Consider the following 15,682-nt stretch of genomic DNA (forward strand, 5'->3'; position numbering starts at 1 on the left):
CTGCGATGGAGGGCGGGCTATGGTCGTCCCGCCAGTCGTGATTGTTCCACTTGAGGTACACAGGGCGTGCCATCGCCCCTACTTCGCTGTTCTGCTGTCTCAGGAACGACTCCGACGCCACGAGGTCAGCGTGTCCCTCGAATCCGCACGAACACGTCAGTGTGTCCTCGTGGCGAACCGTCGCGTCCCGCTCGCCACACTCCGGGCATTCCTGACTCGTCCACGCCTCGGATTCCTCCTCGACCGTGAGGCCGTATTCCTCGCACACGCTTTCGAGGCGGTTGATGAATCGGCGGTACGCCCAGAAGTTGTGCGTCTTCTCGTTCACCACTGGTGACCAGTGCGTCGAGAGAACGCCTCTAATGTCCCCGACGTACAGCGTCGAAACACCGTCATCGTACAGGCGCTCAACGAGGTCTCGAACAAGGCTGTCTTGGGCGTGGTCACGTCGATTCGTGCGCTTTCGATACAAGCGGTCGATACGCTTGCTGGACGTGTGCTGGTCGTCAAGGAGCGACTGGTAGTTTGCGATGTGTTCTGTGGTTTCACGGAACTGCTCGAACAGGCCGCGTCCTTCGTACAGGAGTTGTGAGCCGGTCGATACTGTGCAGGCGACGAGGTTGTTCGCGCCAACGTCCAGAGCGGCTTCTTCCGAAGCCAGTGGTGAATCCAGTCGAGAATCAGGTACGGTGACTGGTTGGAAAGCCCTGAACGCGTCTGCGGTTTCGTTGTACACGAGTTCGAGTCGGCCTTGCTCGCCGTTCCACTTCGGGTCACCAGCGACTTCGAGCCGGAGACGTTCCCTGTACCCGAATCCGTACTCGTCTTTGAGTTCGGAGCCAATCGGGACTTCGAGCCGGGAACGCTTTCCGTATTCGAGGGTGTACTGGTCGTTGCGGACGTAGGTTCGGAGGACTCGTCCGTCTTCCTCGTTGCCCCAGTACCCCGGTGGCGACGGTTTGTCATCGAGTTCCCCGGCGTGGTACTTCTCGTTGCTACTGAAGAATGACCGCCACGCCTCCGAGTTCTTGCGGATGATTTGCTGGGCAACTGAACTGCTGAGGATGCCTTTGTATTTGCCCTCGAGAGTGCCGGTATCGGCGTCCCAGANGAAGAATGACCGCCACGCCTCCGAGTTCTTGCGGATGATTTGCTGGGCAACTGAACTGCTGAGGATGCCTTTGTATTTGCCCTCGAGAGTGCCGGTATCGGCGTCCCAGACGTTTTCGTCGTCTTCGAGGAATTTTTGGCGGCGAGCGTAGTTTGTCTCGTTCCAGAGACTTGCAGAAGCATCCAACCAGCGAACGAACACCTCACGTTCTTTCTTGGAGCGCGGGCGGACGTTGAACTGGTTGTCTCGCTTCATAATTCCTTTGTACGAAATATTTGTTTGTAAATGTATAGATTGCCGTTGGAGACTTGGGTTGGCTATCGGTGGTTGATTGTGAAGTGATTTGTCGGATTCATCCCCGCGCTAAAGCACGGGGGTTTCTCCTCGATTCTCCGTAATCGACCCGTCGCTCAGTGGATCTCGATCTCGCCGTTTACCGGGTTCGTGTGGCTGGCCGCGTCGGGCCGATCAGAGAACGCTCGCGATCGTGTAGACGTTAAGCACCGCGGCGGCCAGCCACGGCAGCGCGAGGCCGGCCGGGACGATCGCTCGATACTCCCGCTCGAGGAGGGGTCGACAGACAAGTCCGACGCCGATGGCGAAGCCCTTCAGCGCGAGCATCCCGCCCAGCCCGTGGCTCTCGATCGCCCCGCGAGCGGCGGGATTCGACTCGGACAGGCCGATATGGAGGCCGACGAACGTCGTGACGACGTCGGCGAGCAGGGCCAGTATCACGACCGCCCAGAGCAGTCGCTCGAGATCGACGGGCGTCACGTCGCCCGGCAAGCGGTGGCGCAGGAACGCGCCCTCGGAACTCATAGGCTCCCCGCCGGAATCGAACCGGCTCGTCGCGCCCTCGGGAACGGGCGTCGATTCCAGCACGCGGGGTATTGTTATGCCAAGCGTAGGGGCTGCTCGATCGTCGGTAAGCCGTCATAACCGCCGCTTCGGGCCGCTCGAGCAGCGCAGAGTGGTCTGGGTTGGGGACTCGCAGACGAGAAAGTGAGGAAGTATCGCATCGCCGACTGCACAGCTAGAGGATCGTTCCGTGTTTCTTGTCGGGCAGCGACTTCTCGATATCGGCGTAGAAGTCGAAGCGAGCGGCCAGTTCCTCGCGCAGCGCGCTCGGTGGAACGATCTCGTCGATGACGACCTCGCTGGCCATCCGGTGGATGTCGATGTCCTCGCGGTACTCCTCGCGGAGTTCTCGTTCCATCCGTTCCCGCTCGTCGGGATCGTCGATCTCGGCGAGCTTGCGGGCGTAGACGGCGTTGATCGCGGCCTCGGGTCCCATGATCGCGATCTCGCCGGAGGGGAGCCCGATCACGCTCTCGGGGTCGTAGGCGGGCCCGCCCATCGCGTAGATCCCCGCGCCGTAGGCCTTGCGGACGACGACGGTCTGTTTCGGCACCGTGGCCGAGGAGGTCGCGTAGATCATCCGCTTGCCCTGCTCTAAGATGCCGTCTTTCTCGACCTGCGAGCCGGCCATGAAGCCGGGCGTGTCACAGAGGTAGAGTAAGGGGATGTTGAACGCGTCCGACTTCCAGATGAACTCCGCGGCCTTCTCGGCTGCGTCTGGGAAAATCGCCCCGGCGCGGTGGGCGGGCTGGTTGGCGACGATGCCGACCGGCCGGCCGTCGATCCGGGCGTAGGCCGTGAGTATCTCCGGGCCGTAATCGGGGCGTAACTCGAAGTACGAACCCGCATCGATGATGCGGTCGATAACGTCTGTCATATCGTACCCCTTGTTCGGTTGCTGGGGGACGATGGCGTCGATCCCCTCGGGGGACTCGGCCGGAGCCGTCGGCTCCCGTTTCGGCGGCGTCTCGTCGGCGTTATCGGGGAGGTAGGTGATCAACTGGGCCACGAGCTCGCGGGCGTGTTCCTCGTCGTCGGCGATCAGGTCCGCAGAGCCCGATTCGCGCATGTGGACCTGCGGGCCGCCGAGTTCCTGCAGGTCGATGTCCTCGCCGGTGACCATTTGGACCATCCGCGGGGACGCGATCGCCATCGCGGACATTCCCTCGACCATGATCGTGAAGTCCGCGAAAACCGGCGTGTAGGCCGCGCCGGCGATCGAGGGCCCGTAGAGGACGCAGATCTGTGGCACCCGCCCGGAGAGCATCGAGTGGTTGTAGTAGTACTTCCCGATCCCCTCTCGGTTGGCGAAGAAGCCGGTCTGCTGGTCGATCCGGCCGCCCGAGGAGTCCATCAGGTAGAACACGGGGTTGCCGGTCTTGAGCGCGCGCTGTTGCATCCGGAGGAATTTCTCGACGCCTTTGGCCGCCATGCTCCCGCGCTTGACCGTGTAGTCGTTGGCCATGACGTGGACGTCCCGTCCCTCGAAGGTCGCCGCTGCCGTAATCAGGCCGTCCGCCGGCAGCCGGTCGTCGGTGTCCTCGTCAGTGTTCGCTCCACTCGAGTGCCAGTCATCGAACGCCGCGAACATGCCGTCCTCGAAGCGCAACTCGCTGTCCGCGCCGGAAAACCACAGCTCGAGCCGATCGCGGACGAACAGTTTCCCCTCCTCGGCGAGCTGTTCTCTGTACTTCTCGGGGCCGCCCTCGAGGATGTCCGCGATTTCGTCCCGCAATCGCTGTTCGCGCTCGGTCGGGCCGAGATCGCCGCCGTCGGACTCGTGAGCCGGCACACCGCCGGTGGCCGCCGCTCCCTCGCCGGCCGGGATATCGGTCTCGCCGTCGATCTCGTGGACTACCGTCGGTTCGGTCTCGTCGCCGCAGTAGACCTCGACCGTCTCGCCGACGTGATCGGCCAGCGCGGCCGCGATCGCCGCAGCCTCCTCGTCGTCGGCACCGGCCGCGATACGAACTCGCATGCTTCTGCCTGTGTCGGGCGACCGGATACCGTTTTCCCCGATTCGCGATCGCTCGAGCGGGCCGCCCCGTCGGCTCGCGGGCTCGAGGCACAGAGATGAAAGGAGAGAGCGGTCCGCGCCGGATCGAGCGCGGCTGATCGCGGCGCTCGTCGCGAGGGCATGAGGAGGGTGTGCCGTCGCGGCCGGCGCGGACCGATCGAGAGGTGCGTTCTGCCTCCGTGGTCACCAGCACGGAGACAACACGTACTCAACGGCCGCGTGACACGAACGCTCGCGTTCAGTCGTACAGCTATTATATGATGGTATTGCCAGCGGGAATGGCCGGCGTCCTGCGGACGGATCGTCGATTCCCAGAGACGGCAGAAAACCCGTGGAAACGACTGTCTACTGGGAGTGCTACCTTCGGCGGCAGCTGCAGGCAGAACCCCTTTCGTCAATTTTGCCGTTGGTTTCGACGGTTACCGATCCCGTGTCCGTGAACAGACGATTTGGCGGAACGGGGCGCATAACGACCGGCGATCACGACTGCGGTCCGTCGACGGCCGACTCCGGGCGTCTCGTCCAGCGGCTCGCGACGCTTCGCAATCGGCTCGAGTCGGGAATGGACCGGCGAGAGTTCTTGCGAACCGTCGTCACCGGCGGGTTCGCCGTCGGGATGGCCCAGTGGCTCGGCGTCGACGACTTCCTCGCGGCCGACGACGGCAAGGTCCCCGTCGTCACCGCCCTCGTCAGGGACGACCCCGACGATCCGTGGTCGATCCGGGAGCGAACGCGCCACGTCCCCGCAGAGTGGTACGCCGCCGTCGAGACGGCCTTCGAGGTCAACGACCTGCTGGCCCGCCGCGCCTTTACCGGCTACCTCGGGAGCGCGGTCATCCCCGGCAGCTACGAGAGCGGGACCGCTACCGTCTCCGTCGGCCTCTCGAGTGACGGCCACTCCCTGGGGCAGTTACTCGACGAGCTCGCGGCGGGAATCGACATCAACTCCGAGACGATCATCGATATCGGCGACATCCAAGACGACGCCGAGCCCAGAGAGCCGCGAATCGCCGATCTCACTGCGGACGGCCGCGTCCCCAGCGGCGTCGCCTGCGAGACGGCCTCGAGCATGGCGACGCTCGGGCCGGCGCTGTACCACCCCGACGGCCAGCGTCGGTTCTTCGTGACGGCGGACCACGCCTTCGGCGACGACCGCGACACAACCGGCGATTCGCTGTTGTTGCCCCGCGAGGGCGACGAGACGCTCGAAATCGGGACCGTTGCCGACTACCACCCCGTCGACGACATCGCCGCCATCGCCCCCGACGGCCGGGTCGAACCCGCGAGCAGAATCGACGCGCCGTCACAGCCCCGCGTTCGGGGCCAGTACACCAAGTTCGGTCTCGCCGACCTCGTCGCCCGCGATGAGGAACTCGAGAAAGTCGGTGCCCTGAGCGGCCACACGACGGGTAAGATCCAGGGCGTCGACGCCGTCACCTGCTTTACCGACGAGTTCTGTCGCCGCGGTCAGATCCGCTGGGGCGGCGAGATGGACCTGACCGACGGCGACAGCGGCTCCGTGAGCTACCACCGCGACCCCGAGAGCGAGGACGGCGACGTGCTCGTCGCGGGGTTCAACAACGCCCGCACCTGGTGGCCCGGACAGAGCTACGTCTGGGGCGTCGGTGCCTACCGATTAACCGAGAAACATGGCTATCACTTCTAACCGCCGCGGGATCGATGGCAAGACACACCGGGCCGACAAACTCCGTCGATCCGCCCAACCCGACCACAGATGAGTAGCGACACCGCCCGCTCGAGGGATCCCGGTCGCGATCGAAGCACCGTCAGCGTCGCCGTACGCGGACTGCTCAGACTGCTTGGCGACCTGCTCGCCGTCTCGCTGTGGGTCCTCTTTCTGACGCTGCTGTTCCTCGAGACCGCGTGGCCCCGCTGGGTGTTCTACGCGCTGCTCATACTTGGCGTCGCGATTTACGTCACCGTAACGGCGGCGTGGATCGGGAGCGATGAAGACGGTACCGGCGAGACCTGAGCCGCTACGCGAGCGTCGCCTCGAGTCGTTCGATCAGGTCGTCGTTGCCGACGTGGACCGGGGTCCGGTCGTGTAACGCGTCGGGGTCGACGGCGAGTAACGACTGTGTCCCGTCCGAGGAGCGACCGCCGGCTTGCTCGACGACGTAGCCGATCGGGTTCCCCTCGAACTGCAACCGGAGCTTGCCCTCGGGTCGGGACTCGAGGGCGGGGTAGCCGAAGGTACCGCCGTAGGTGAGCACCTGATTGACGTCGCCAATCAGCGCGCCGCCGTAGCGGAGTTTGAGTTCGGACTCGATCTCGCGGGCGTACTCGCGGAAGTCGACGGGCCAGTCGGGGACGCGACCGCCGAAGCCGTAGACGACCGGCTCCGCGGGGAGGGTCACGTCGCGGTCGACGACCGTTCGCTCGCCGCCGGAGAGTTCGTACTCGGTGACGGTTTCGTCGGTCGCGATCACCATCGTCGTAATCGGCCCGTAGAGGACGAATCCGGCGGCGACGAGGGTCTCGCCGCGAGCCGGGAGGGCGGCGTCGTAGACGCCGAAGATCGTCCCCATCGTGTTGTTCGACTTGAGGTTCGAGGAGCCGTCGAGCGGGTCCACGGCGACTGCATAGCTCTCCGCCGCCGACGGATCGGCCCCGCAATCGACGATCTCGGTTCGCTCCTCGCTCGCGTACTGGCCGACGCCGTCGATCGCGGCGAGTCGGTCGCCCAGCAACTCGTCGGCCCAGATGTCGGCCTCGGCTTGGGTCTCGCCGCTTGGATTCTCCTCGTCGACCGTTCCGCGGCGGCCGATCAGTCCCTGCCGAATCTCGGTCGCCGAGCGACTGATCGTCGCCACGACGCTCTCGACGACTGGATCGGACACCGTCATCCTAGTCGGCGGCCTCGAGTGCGGCGTCGGCGGTGGCCTCCTCGTAGATGACCTCCTCGAGCGCGTCGAGGATCGTGGTCGGGTTCTCGCGCTGCCAGACGTTGCGGCCGACGGCGAGGCCGCTTGCGCCGGCGTTGACCGCGGCCTCGACGGTCGAAAGGAAGTCGTAGTCGGAGGTCTTCGAGCCCCCGCTCATGACGACGTTCATGTCGCCGGCGGCCTTGCAGGCGTGTTCCATGGCGTCGGTGCTGCCGGGGTACTTGACCTTCGCGATGTCGGCCCCGACCTCGAGTGCGATGCGGGTCGCATAGGAGATGGTACTCGGCTTGGTGTCGTTTTTGAGCCCCTGTCCGCGCGGATAGGACCACATGACGACGGGGAGGTCGTACTCGCGGGCCTTCTCCTGGACGCGGCGGAACTCCTCGTACATCTCGACCTCGTGGTTCGAGCCGCTGTAGACGGTAAAGCCGACCGCGTCGGCCCCGATCTCGGCCGCGTAGTCGACCGAACAGTTGATCGCGGAGTCGGGCTCGCCCATCCACATGTTCGAGGTCCCGTTGAGCTTTAGGAGGAGGTTGACGTCGTCCTCGTAGCTCGGGTAGTACCCCTCCGCGATCCCCTTCTGGACGGCCATCGAGGTGACCGCGTCGTGAGTCGCCGTTTCGAAGACGGTCGACGGATCGAGTTTCTCCGGGACTTCCTCGAAGTCGACGGGACCGTGCTCTAACCCGTGGTCCATCGCGAGAATCAGTGACTTGCCGTCGCGAACGATCGGAGAGTCGTCGATCGGAATCATCTGTTAGACGGTCCAACAGGCCGCTATAAATCTCTGATGGTCCGGGTTATCGAAATTGAGTATGTCAGTAGTAAGTCGGCCGGTTTTCGGCGGTCAATCGTTATATCGAACTAAACACTATCTGGTCGAAACCGGCCCTCGTCGTGGTCACAACGAGCGGCTCGAGTCGGCGGAAACTCAGTCGCCGAGCAGTTCACGCGCGTTGTGTCGCCAGGTCCGCACGTGCAAGACGTTCAGATCGAGGGCGCGAGCGATCGCCATCGCGTCGATCGCCGCCAGCCGCTCCGCCGAGCGGACGCCGGCCTCGGCCAGCGCGTCGGCGTCGTCGGGCCCGACGCCCGTGACCGCCGTGATCGGCGTCGGCTTCGGATACGGCCGCTCCGAGGGCCGCTCTCGGCCGACTGAGATGGGTTCGGAGTGCTCGTACTCGAAGGCCTGCCAGTCGTCGTCCCCGCTGACGGCGATCCACTCGCGCTCGGCGTCGCCGAGGCCGCGCACCTCGTCCGAGCGTCGATCGAGGTCGCCGTCGCTCTCGAACGACCACGGCAGCGAATAGCGCCGGCGGAGGGTGTCTGCGATCGGCTCGTCGACGCCCCGGTCCAGCAACATCCGATAGGAATACTCCTTGTCCGCGATCGTCTCCGGGTCGATATCGACCGCCTCGAGCGCGTCGGACTCCGCGGGTTCGATGGCTCCGCGTGCCGCCGTCGCGGTCGATTCGAGCGTCGACACCGAACCAGCCGCCGCGTCGGCTGCAGCGTCGGTCGCCTCGAGCAAGTCATCCTCGTCGAACTCGAGTTCGACGGCCTCGTGGCCGCCGGCGTCGGCGACTCCGTTCCCGTCGTCGCTCACGTCGACGGTGATACCGATATCGACGATATGGCTCCCCTCGCCCTCGTTCTCGGCTGGCGTCCCCGTTCCCGCGTCGGTGACGACGTCTTTCTTGCTCACACGATCCACCGGTTGTCCGTAGCTCACACTGTCTCGTCTTGAAACTTATCCTCGCCGCGCGACCCACCAGCACGCTTACGGCCGCGTCCGCGGTAGCGTCCGTATGGTTCGCGAGCAGATCGACCGGATCGGCGTCGTCGGCGCAGGGACGATGGGCAGCGGCATCGCACAGGTCGCAGCGACCACCGGCTACGACGTCGTGATGCGCGACATCGAATCCGAATTCGTCGAGAACGGGTTCGACACCATCGACGATAGCCTCGGACGGCTTGACTCCCGCGGCGACCTGGCGGAGGAGCCCGCGACGATCCGCGATCGGATCGAGGGAACGACGCTTCTCGACGACCTCGGGGACTGCGACCTCGTCATCGAGGCCGCCCTCGAGGAACTCGAGGTCAAACGGGAGGTCTTCGCGGACCTCGAGCGGGTCTGTGACGAGGACATCCTGCTGGCGACGAACACGAGCACGCTCTCGATCACGTCGATCGCGAGTGATCTCGAGACCCCCGAGCGGGTGATCGGGCTCCACTTCATGAACCCAGTGCCGATCATGGAGGGCGTCGAGGTCGTCGTCGGCGAGAAGACGACCGAGGCGGCGACCGACCTGGCCCACCACGTTGCCGAGGACCTCGGAAAGACCACGTGGGAAGCTGACGACAAGCCCGGTTTCGTCACCAACCGCATCCTGATGCCCTGGATCAACGAGGGAATCCGCGCCTACGACGAGGGCGTTGCCTCGAAGGAAGACATCGACCGCGGGATGGAACTCGGGACGAACGTCCCGATGGGGCCGCTCACTCTCGCCGATCACATCGGGCTGGACGTCTGTCTCCACGCCTCGGAGACGCTCCACGAGGAACTGGGCGACCGATACAAGCCCGCCTACCTCCTCACGCGGAAGGTCGAAGCCGGTGACCTCGGCAAGAAGACTGGAAAAGGGTTCTACGAGTACGAGTAGTCGGGTGATCGCGCAGTCGCTCGACTCGAGACGCGTGCTCTCCTGTACCGACGCAGAGACCCGATAGTCGGCTGCCAGGCAATCATGCTCGAGCGTTCGGGAACACTTCAACCGAGCCTAATTTATTTACAATTGATACGCGTACTCGGAGACGATGCGACCCGCCCGACTCGTGCTCCTCGCCCTCTGCTGTAGCCTCGTCGCGATCGGCGGCCTCGCCACCGTCGCGGGCGCACCCCCGCCGACGCAGCTCTGTGGGGTCTGTGGCCCGCACGTCGCAAACGACGCCGAGATCGACGGCGCGACGGAACTGGGCACGCTCGACATCTACATCGACGAAACCGGTGACTCGCGGTGGCTGGCTCGCGTCCCCGTCAATTCGTCGGCTGCCGAGCGATACCGGACCAACGACACCGCACTCGAGGCCGTGGTCGACGACGCGTGGGTGCGCTCCCACGCGGCCGCCGGCGACGTTCGAGCGGTCGACTCGAGCCTCGAGGGCGAGACGGTCGTCGTGAACTACACCGTCAACGATGTCGCGAGCCGCGGCGTCGGCGACGCGTGGCTCGTCGATTACTTCGCCGCGGGCACGTCGAACACCCGGTATGGGCTGGCGGCCGATCGGGTGACGATCCACGCGCCCGAGGGCACCGAAATCACGAACCGCGTCCCCGTCGCCGCAGTCGACGGAAACGCCGCGACGTGGACGGCCGATACCGGGTTCGACAGGCAGACGTACGTCACCTACGGCGACGGCGGCGTCCGCGGCACGGTGACCGGCTACGCCACGCTCGGGTTCGAGACCGGCCCGACGGCGATCGACCACGGCGTCAGCGGCGGTCTCCTCCCCGGTCTCCTGCTCGGACTCGTCGCCGTCGCAATCGGTCGAATCGACAAGGGGATCGACGCCGTCGACGCCGCGACACTCGAGCGGCTGATCGTCGCCGTCGGTGTCGTCGGCGCGGGCGGCTTCCTCGTCGTCGGCGTGGCCGCGACCAGTGCCGGTCCCGCGCCGGGTGCCCTCGCGCTGGCCGCGCTCGGGGTCGGCTACGCCCTGCTCGGGAGTACGGCGCGCCGGTTCGGGGCCGGACTCGAGACCCGCGGGCTGGTCGGGCTGTCGATCCTCGCGACGGTCGTCGCCGCGGGGGTAACCCTCCTGTTCACCGGCCCGCCGGTGTACGCGTTCCCGCTCTGTTTCGGTGCGGCTACCGCGCTCTGTCTGCCGATCGGGTACGCCGCCGAACGTGGGCGGTTCCCGATCGCGCTCGTCGCGGTCGTTGTGTTTGCCCCGATCGTCGCGATCGCGAGCATCGCACCCGTCTCCGTGTTCGGCTACGGGTCGGCCGTCTACGGCCTCCTACTACTGCCGTGGGTCGGAAGCGTCGCCGCCTTCGGCTATCCGCTCGCACTGCTCGGGCGACGGCTCGCTCTCGGCATTAACTGACGCTCGTTGTCGGTAGATCACACTCGACAACGAGCGTCTCGACACCGAACTACTCGAGGAATCGCGCGCCGACATCGACGTCCGCCGGCGGCATGGCACACTGGTCCTTTTTGCCGAACCAGCGGTAGCGCCTCGCGGCGACGAAGTCGTAGGCCCAGTTCCGGAGCCGGCGCGGGAGGAAGCGGAACGGACCCAGCAGGGCGTAGGGGCCGCCGAGGTGCCGCGCGATGCGGATGACCGCGTCCGATTTGACGTAACTGTCCTCGCCTTCGATCAGGACGATCGACTCGAGTTCGTCGGTCGGGAGGTCGTGTTCGGCGAGCAGTTCGGTGCCGACATCGGACTGGAGAGAGGCAAAGCGGAATTTGCCCTCCGTGTCCCGGGGGAGAATGAACTGGACGAACCCGTTACAGAGGTTACAGACGCCGTCGAAGAGGATGATCGGGCCGTCCGGCGTATCCGAACTCATCGGTACTGTACGTAGAGACCGGTCCCAATTCAGGGTTCCGGTCGGCGGCGGGTCGCTACTGGTGGAGCGGCTGTTCGGCCATCTTGCGGCGGAGTTCGTCCAGCCGCGAGCGGGAGACGCCGTCCTCGAACTGCTGGAGCAGCGCGAAGACCTCCGCTCGAGAGACCTTCACGTCGCCCTCGCGGACGACGTCTTCCGGTCGTTCGCGCAGTTCTCGGAGGGTCCCGACCGCGAGCAGGTAGGGGATCGCCCACGCCGAGAGCCGGTTGCCGTGGTGTTCGGGCACGACCTCGAGGTAGCGCTGGGCGTCGTCGAGGTAGCCTTCGGCGCGGCCTGTCACCCGCTGGATGACGTTCGTGACGCCACCGTGGTGGGCCTCGTCGGTGACCGCCTCGACGTCGACGTCCTCCGCCGCGAGCCACTCGGCGGGGAGGTAGACGTTGTTCTCCTCGTGGTAGTCGTCCTCGACGTCTTTCGCGATGTTGACCAGTTGCAAGAGCAGCGCGAACGAACGGGCGTTCTCCCGCATCTCTGCGGCCCGCTCGTTGGAGGTGCCGCGAGCGACCAACCCAGTGATCAGGGTGCCGACGGTGCCGGCGGCGTACCAGCAGTACTCCTCGAGTTCCTCGATGGTCTGGAGGCGCAGTCCGCCCTCGGTGGCGTACCGATCGGTGAACATCGCCATGCCGTCGACGAGTTCGCGGACGGGTTCGCGCATGATCTCTCGGGGCTCCTCCTTGAGCGATTCGAACGTTCGCAACACCCGCGGCGTCTCGGCGACGACCTCCCAGTCGTCGGTGCGGTCCTCCGGAATCCACGGCTCGACGTCGTCCATGAAGGCCCCGACAGATTCGGACTCGTCCGGATCGAGCAGCCGATCGAACGTCGCGAGCAGTTCGGTCTGGGTCTCCGGCGGGATATGTCCCGCATCCTCGATCGTATCAGCGATTCGACAGAGGAGGTAGCCGAGACAGATGTGTCTCGCCATCGGCTCCTCGAGCCGATCGATAGTGATCGAAAAGGTCCGCGAAACGCCGTGAACCGCGTCATAACACCACTCGAGGTCGGCGTCGGTGGGGGATTCGGGCTGGCCCGTGGTCATCTACTCGAGTTAGTTTCGTGACCATCGGGGAAAAACGCCGCGGTCGCGGCGTACTCTTCCGATCGGTGGCAATCGCGACTCGAGGTCGGGTCGATCGGCTGCTCGCTTCCCGGCGTGTTCCGACGAAATTCGTATGGTGTCGACGGACGAAACGCACCCGTGACTCGGACCATACTCATCGCCGGCGCTCACGGACAGGTCGGACAGCACATTACGGAACAACTCGGCGAGAGCGAGCACACCGCTCGAGCGATGGTTCGGGACGACTCCCAGACCGACGAGGTGGCGGACCTGGGCGGCGAGCCGGTCGTCGCGGACCTGACTGCGGACGTCGACCACGCTGTCGAGGGCTGTGACGTGATCATCTTCGCGGCCGGCTCCGGCGGCGAGGACGTCTACGGCGTCGACCGCGACGGAGCGATCAATCTGATCGATGCGGCGAGCGAGGCCGGCGTCGACCGCTTTGTCATGCTCAGTTCGACGGGTGCCGACGACCCTGAGGCCGGTCCCGACGCGCTCGAGGACTACCTGACCGCGAAAGCGGAGGCCGACGAGTACCTCCGGCAGAGCGGCCTCGACTACACGATCGTCCGTCCCGGGGAACTGACCAACGACTCTGGGGTCGGGACGATCGAAATCGGGGAAGACATCGGGCTGGACGCCGGGGACATCCCCCGAGAGGACGTCGCCCGAACCCTCGTGGCCACGCTCGACTACGACGCCCTCATTGGGGAGACCTTCGAGATTCTCTCGGGCGACGAGCCGATCGGCGAGGCCCTCGAGTGGTTCTGTTCGCAGTAACAGGCGTTGCTCGCAGTCATCGAGTCTTCCGTGCGCTCGACTCCGGTCGCTCGCACACCGATCGTCACCACGGGTAGCGTCGGCTTCCGACCGAGATCGGGAGGCCGTGTCGCCTCGAGGCCGCTGCCGAAGAGCGAACTATAAAGACGTGAGGACACGCAGTCCGGTGTATGGACTTCGCACTCTCGACCGAACAGCAACAGATTCGCGACATGGTCTCGGAGTTCGTCGACGAGGAGGTCGTCCCCGTCGCCGACGAGATCGACCACGAAGACGAGTTCCCCGCCGACCTCGTCGGCGAGATGGCCGACCTCGGGCTGATGGGAATGCCCTTCCCCGAGGAGTACGGCGGTGCCGGACTGGACTATCACTCCTATGCGATCGGGCTCGAGGAGATCGCTCGCGGCTCGGGCGGGCTGGGAACGATCGTCGCCGCCCACACCTCGCTTGCCGGGAACATGCTCTACGAGTTCGGCGACGAATCCCAGAAAGAGGAGTACCTGACGCCGCTCGCCGAAGGGAGCGATATCGGCGCGTTCGCGCTCTCGGAGGCCGGCGCGGGCAGTGACGTGCCGGCGATGGATACCGTCGCGGAGAAGGAGGGAGACGAGTACGTCATCAACGGGGGCAAGCTCTGGATCTCGAACGGCTCCGTGGCCGACACGGTCACGCTCTTCGCGAAGACCGACCCCGAGGCCGGAAACAAGGGCATCTCCTCCTTTATCGTCCGGCCCGAGGAGGACGACGGCTTCATCGTCGAGGGTACGGAGGAGAAACTCGGCGACAAGGGCTGTCCAACCGCCGAACTCCGGTTCGACGACCTCCGAATTCCGGAATCGCGCCGGCTCGGCGAGGAAGGCGGAGGCTTCGTCCACGCGCTGAAAACGTTAAACGGCGGCCGCATTACGATCGCCGCCCGTGGCGTCGGCATCGCCCGCGCGGCCTTCGAGGAGGCCCGCGACTACGCGAACGAGCGCGAGCAGTTCGGCCACCCCATCGGCGAGTTCCAGTCGATAAAACACAAGCTCGCGGACATGGACACCAAGATCCAGGCCGCGAAGATGCTCATGCACAAGGCCGCCGACAAGAAGATCCGCGGTGAAGACTACATCAAAGACGCCTCCCAGGCCAAGCTCTACGCGTCCGAAGTCAGCCGCGAGGTCGCGAACGAGGGCATCCAGATCCACGGCGGCTACGGCTACACCAAGGACTTCGCCGCCCAGCGGTTCTACCGCGACGCCAAGCTCAACGAGATCTACGAGGGTACCAGCGAAGTGCTGCGGAACACGATCGGCGACCAACTGCTCGAGGAGTAGCGGCTCCGTCGCCGACTTCGCCTCGTCACTCGTCCTCGAGACAGTCACGTACCCACGCGTAGTGGTCTTGCACCCGCTGTGCGCCGCCGTCGGTCAGCGCGTAGACATCGTGTAATCCCTCCGTCCGTTTCTCGACGAAGCCCGCGTCGACCAGCGCCGACAGCGAGCCGTAGAACGATTTCGGCTCGAGCCGGTCGTCGTAGTGGGACTCGAGGCGGGATTTTACTTGCTGGCCGCGCAGTTCGCCGTCCTCCGCCGCCGCGAGCAGGAAACAGATGTCTCGTCGGCGACCGCTCCGAAGCCACTTGCTCATGCCGAGGTGTCGGGGCGGCGACCGCTCGAGCGTTACGGTTTCCCTGCCCGCGGGGGCGGCCCGCGAACACTTACTCGCGCTCGAGCCGTTGCCGGACGGTCGCGACGAGGGTCCAGACGAGGCCGCCGAGGGCGGCGACCCCGAGCAGGGCGCGATCGCCGAGTTCGAGGAAGGCGGTACCGCCGGGCCGGCGGTCGTGGCGAAAGAGCAGCCAGCCGCCGTCGGGATCGCCGAGGACGACGTCACCGGAGCCGAAGGCGAGCGAGAGAAACACCGCGAGGAGCGCGTACGCCGCGACCACGGCGAGGGTAGCGACACTTCCCCGCAGGAATCGCGAGAGGAGCGGCGTCCCCGGCAGGCGGCTCGGGGACCCCTCCTCAGCGCCGTAGATACCGAACCCGCGAACACCGCCGGGTGGATCGCCAACGCGAACGTCTGCGGGGTACTGACAGAGAACCCCGGCCATCCAGAGGTCGCCGATCGAGCCGGCTGCATTCGCCGCCAACGGGACGATCAACAGCGGCGTGGGGAAGACGACCATCGCGGCGAGTCCGACGGCTGTGATCACCGCAAACGGCGCGAGCAGGGCGACGAGCAACTGATTCCGCGTGTAGCTCGCCCCGCTCGTCTCGGCGTAGGCGTACGGCCTGTCTCTTATACACATCTCTGATGGCGCGAG

General features: G+C 65.6%; 15 protein-coding genes and 1 pseudogene. 6 read left to right on the forward strand and 10 right to left on the reverse strand.

Annotation, left to right across the window (positions count from 1 at the left end; all coding sequences use genetic code 11):
- Positions 1–13 precede the first annotated feature (13 nt).
- The 3 genes and pseudogenes from C489_RS21825 to C489_RS02600 all read right to left on the reverse strand — a co-directional run.
- Positions 14–1,366 (reverse strand): annotated as a pseudogene (locus C489_RS21825) (RNA-guided endonuclease InsQ/TnpB family protein); the annotation flags it as partial.
- 213 nt (positions 1,367–1,579) lie between these two features.
- The gene (locus C489_RS02595; RefSeq protein ID WP_006429568.1) at positions 1,580–1,930 is read right to left on the reverse strand and encodes a DUF5658 family protein; all 351 of its coding nucleotides are present in this window, start codon (positions 1,928–1,930) and stop codon (positions 1,580–1,582) included.
- A 214-nt stretch (positions 1,931–2,144) separates the two neighbouring features.
- On the reverse strand, positions 2,145–3,947 hold the full coding sequence (locus C489_RS02600) for an acyl-CoA carboxylase subunit beta (protein ID WP_006429569.1): 1,803 nt from the start codon (positions 3,945–3,947) through the stop codon (positions 2,145–2,147).
- Positions 3,948–4,452: 505 nt separating this feature from the next.
- Here C489_RS02600 and C489_RS02605 point away from each other — a divergent pair.
- On the forward strand, positions 4,453–5,652 hold the full coding sequence (locus tag C489_RS02605; protein WP_049890522.1) for a hypothetical protein: 1,200 nt from the start codon (positions 4,453–4,455) through the stop codon (positions 5,650–5,652).
- 69 nt (positions 5,653–5,721) lie between these two features.
- The gene (locus C489_RS02610) at positions 5,722–5,979 is read left to right on the forward strand and encodes a hypothetical protein (RefSeq protein ID WP_006429571.1); all 258 of its coding nucleotides are present in this window, start codon (positions 5,722–5,724) and stop codon (positions 5,977–5,979) included.
- Positions 5,980–5,983: 4 nt separating this feature from the next.
- Here the strand turns inward: C489_RS02610 and C489_RS02615 are convergent, their stop codons facing one another.
- The 3 genes from C489_RS02615 to C489_RS02625 all read right to left on the reverse strand — a co-directional run bounded on the left by C489_RS02615 (position 5,984) and on the right by C489_RS02625 (position 8,600).
- The gene (locus C489_RS02615) at positions 5,984–6,853 is read right to left on the reverse strand and encodes a class 1 fructose-bisphosphatase (RefSeq protein ID WP_006429572.1); all 870 of its coding nucleotides are present in this window, start codon (positions 6,851–6,853) and stop codon (positions 5,984–5,986) included.
- A gap of 1 nt (position 6,854) precedes the next feature.
- The gene (locus C489_RS02620; RefSeq protein ID WP_006429573.1) at positions 6,855–7,649 is read right to left on the reverse strand and encodes a class I fructose-bisphosphate aldolase; all 795 of its coding nucleotides are present in this window, start codon (positions 7,647–7,649) and stop codon (positions 6,855–6,857) included.
- A gap of 177 nt (positions 7,650–7,826) precedes the next feature.
- Positions 7,827–8,600, reverse strand: a complete 774-nt coding sequence (locus C489_RS02625) for a hypothetical protein (protein ID WP_006429574.1) — start codon at positions 8,598–8,600, stop codon at positions 7,827–7,829.
- Positions 8,601–8,703: 103 nt separating this feature from the next.
- On the opposite strand from C489_RS02625, the gene C489_RS02630 reads away from it, so the two are divergent.
- Positions 8,704–9,558 (forward strand): 3-hydroxyacyl-CoA dehydrogenase family protein, encoded by an 855-nt coding sequence (locus C489_RS02630; RefSeq protein WP_006429575.1) that lies wholly within the window; start codon positions 8,704–8,706, stop codon positions 9,556–9,558.
- A 154-nt stretch (positions 9,559–9,712) separates the two neighbouring features.
- Positions 9,713–11,002: a hypothetical protein gene (locus C489_RS02635; RefSeq protein WP_006429577.1), complete on the forward strand. Its 1,290-nt coding sequence runs from the start codon at positions 9,713–9,715 to the stop codon at positions 11,000–11,002.
- Between the two features lie 49 nt (positions 11,003–11,051).
- Here the strand turns inward: C489_RS02635 and C489_RS02640 are convergent, their stop codons facing one another.
- Both C489_RS02640 and C489_RS02645 read right to left on the reverse strand, forming a co-directional pair.
- Positions 11,052–11,471 carry a thiol-disulfide oxidoreductase DCC family protein gene (locus C489_RS02640; RefSeq protein WP_006429578.1) on the reverse strand — a complete coding sequence of 140 codons (420 nt, stop codon included), beginning with the start codon at positions 11,469–11,471 and terminating at the stop codon, positions 11,052–11,054.
- Positions 11,472–11,526: 55 nt separating this feature from the next.
- Positions 11,527–12,573, reverse strand: coding sequence for a phytoene/squalene synthase family protein (locus C489_RS02645; RefSeq protein ID WP_006429579.1), 1,047 nt, complete (start codon positions 12,571–12,573; stop codon positions 11,527–11,529).
- Positions 12,574–12,732: 159 nt separating this feature from the next.
- Between C489_RS02645 and C489_RS02650 the strand changes: the two genes are divergently transcribed.
- Together C489_RS02650 and C489_RS02655 are read left to right on the forward strand one after the other, a co-directional pair.
- Positions 12,733–13,374: an SDR family oxidoreductase gene (locus C489_RS02650; protein WP_049890524.1), complete on the forward strand. Its 642-nt coding sequence runs from the start codon at positions 12,733–12,735 to the stop codon at positions 13,372–13,374.
- 170 nt (positions 13,375–13,544) lie between these two features.
- Entirely contained in the window at positions 13,545–14,690 is a 1,146-nt protein-coding gene (locus tag C489_RS02655; RefSeq protein ID WP_006429581.1) for an acyl-CoA dehydrogenase, read from the forward strand.
- 25 nt (positions 14,691–14,715) lie between these two features.
- Here C489_RS02655 and C489_RS02660 read toward each other — a convergent pair whose 3' ends face one another.
- Together C489_RS02660 and C489_RS02665 are read right to left on the reverse strand one after the other, a co-directional pair.
- The gene (locus tag C489_RS02660) at positions 14,716–15,003 is read right to left on the reverse strand and encodes a PadR family transcriptional regulator (RefSeq protein WP_006429582.1); all 288 of its coding nucleotides are present in this window, start codon (positions 15,001–15,003) and stop codon (positions 14,716–14,718) included.
- Between the two features lie 70 nt (positions 15,004–15,073).
- A partial coding sequence (locus tag C489_RS02665; protein ID WP_169331181.1) for a DUF3267 domain-containing protein occupies positions 15,074–15,682 on the reverse strand: 609 nt, incomplete at its 5' end.

Source organism: Natrinema versiforme JCM 10478 (assembly GCF_000337195.1).
Lineage (GTDB): Archaea > Halobacteriota > Halobacteria > Halobacteriales > Natrialbaceae > Natrinema > Natrinema versiforme.